This is a genomic window from Sporomusa sp. (assembly GCF_057736855.1).
This window is the reverse complement of record NZ_JBYKYF010000386.1, coordinates 1-2,470: the sequence shown is the minus strand read 5'-3', so window position 1 is coordinate 2,470 and position 2,470 is coordinate 1. Positions and strand designations below refer to the sequence as shown.

The window sequence follows — 2,470 nt, the reverse complement described above, 5'->3', positions numbered from 1 at the left end:
TTCGCCGCTATGCTACGAGATCAGAAGAAACTCGCCATTTAATCTGTCCGCGTAGGCCAATATGGTTCAGAGTGTCTGTACTCCACATAACTTTTACATTTATACTATGTGTTTAACGAGTTGTCGGTGCTACTTGGCATAATGATATAAAGGATGTTCAAGTCAAGAATAGAAATCCATGTGGTAGGAGCAAAAGACTCGGAAATAACAAGGAACAATAAAATATAGAAAAAGACAGAGCCCCCATTCATAGGACAAATACATGAATGGGGGCATTATTTTTACCTTAATGCTTTTTTATGATCTAATCTACCTCATAACTCATATGTATATTAATTTTTAACTGCTAATGGTTTCATTTTTACATAACAATTCATAGTATGAATCATAGAAATTGCTTTCTGGCTATTAAGGGGAGGAAGATATGGAAAATATAGACATTTCCAATACAGCCATACCTGATCATAAAACTAGTAGAAAAAAACGCAGCTGCCGCCGTTGCAGCCACAAACATAAATGTAAGAAGTTGCAGGAACAAAATAATCAACACCATCAGCCAATCCACTATTATTATCCTATTAAACCCACATGCAAGTGTTCACCATCTACCTTGCCAAAAGAAGAAAAAAGTAAAAAGTGTGATGAGATTTCCGGACCATTTGGGAAGTTTGGCATTTTTGGACCATTTGGGCTATTTGGGCCATTTGGGCCGTTTGCGTGTTGCTGGCAACATAACGGTGTAAGCCCATGTAATCCATCCGGAGGAACAACGCAATTGCGAGGGTTACAATTACAGTTGCAGAATCTGAGTACAAACACTATTGCGCCAGGAGCACCGGTTATTTTTGATACTATTATTACTGAGCAAACAGCCGCAATCACCTATAGTAGCAGTTCAGGCACTGTAACTATTCGTGAAGCAGGAGTTTACTTTATTGACTGGTGGGTAGCAACAGACGGTATTCAGGGGGGAACCGATCTATTTCCTACGTTTGCTATTATTACGTCTGCTGCTAACAATGTTAGAGCCTCCAGTCCTCTAGTAACCGGACAAGTAAATGGAAACGCACTAATCCCAATTACTATAAGTGGGGGAGTTCCTGTTACTTTGCAATTGGTTAATGCAACAAATGCAATAATAGCATTTTGTATATACACACCAATAAAGGCCAATTTAGCAATTCTTAGAGTAATGTAACTTATTTGCATAGTAATGACATCATTCTTTTATGGAGGTATATAAGTGTGGACAGTGTAGGTATTCACCTTGAACGACAGTTAGCTGGCACAGTTAATCCGAATAGCAATGTAATATTTGATAGAGAACTGAGTTCTTTTGGTCCTATAAATTATAATGCCACTACAGGGGTAATCACAATCAATAAGGCTGGAAGATATTATATTAGTTGGCAGGTTGCAACTCACTCAACACTTAACCCCAGTGGGATTACATTTTCCATAGTGACTTCACAAGGCGATGAAATTGCAGGCAGTTTGCCTATAAAAACAGGTGATGTAGTAGGTTTTGCTCTTATACAGGTTGATAACGAACCTATAACTATTAGTTTGGTGAATCAGACACCTGACATAGTGACTTATTCGCCTCTTGTAACAATTAAAGCAACCTTAGTTTTATGCGAAATGTATGAAACAACAGAGGAATCTGGAATTACTGGACCTACTGGGGCTACAGGAGCAACAGGTGCAACTGGAGAAACGGGTCCAACAGGAGATACCGGACCGACAGGAGACACCGGACCGACAGGCGATACCGGATCAACAGGAGCTACTGGAGCAACAGGAGAAACAGGCCCGACAGGAGAAACGGGCCCAACAGGAGAAACAGGCCCGACAGGAGAAACAGGCCCAACAGGCGAAACAGGACCGACAGGAGATACCGGACCGACAGGAGACACAGGACCGACAGGAGACACCGGACCGACAGGAGATACCGGACCGACAGGAGACACAGGACCGACAGGAGACACAGGACCGACAGGCGATACGGGACCGACAGGAGATACGGGACCGACTGGAGATACCGGCCCGACAGGAGATACCGGGCCAACAGGCGAAACAGGACCGACAGGAGATACCGGACCGACAGGAGACACCGGACCGACAGGAGACACCGGGCCAACTGGGGATACGGGACCGACTGGAGACACTGGACCAACGGGTGACACAGGCCCAACAGGCGAAACAGGACCGACAGGAGAAACGGGCCCAACAGGCGATACTGGACCGACAGGAGATACGGGACCGACAGGAGATACCGGACCTACTGGAGATACAGGACCAACCGGCGATACCGGACCGACAGGAGACACCGGACCGACAGGAGATACAGGACCGACAGGAGATACGGGACCGACAGGAGATACAGGACCGACAGGCGATACCGGACCGACAGGCGATACCGGACCGACAGGAGACACCGGACCGACAGGAGATACCGGACCGACAGGAG

2 protein-coding genes are annotated in these 2,470 nt (G+C 45.7%); both read left to right on the top strand.

The annotated features are described in order from the left end of the window. Positions 1-424 precede the first annotated feature (424 nt). Positions 425-1,198 carry a hypothetical protein gene (locus AC29Z1_RS16595; protein ID WP_488272562.1) on the top strand — a complete coding sequence of 258 codons (774 nt, stop codon included), beginning with the start codon at positions 425-427 and terminating at the stop codon, positions 1,196-1,198. A gap of 47 nt (positions 1,199-1,245) precedes the next feature. Next, positions 1,246-2,470 (top strand): collagen-like domain-containing protein (locus AC29Z1_RS16590; RefSeq protein WP_488272561.1); only part of this gene is annotated, 1,225 nt, incomplete at its 3' end.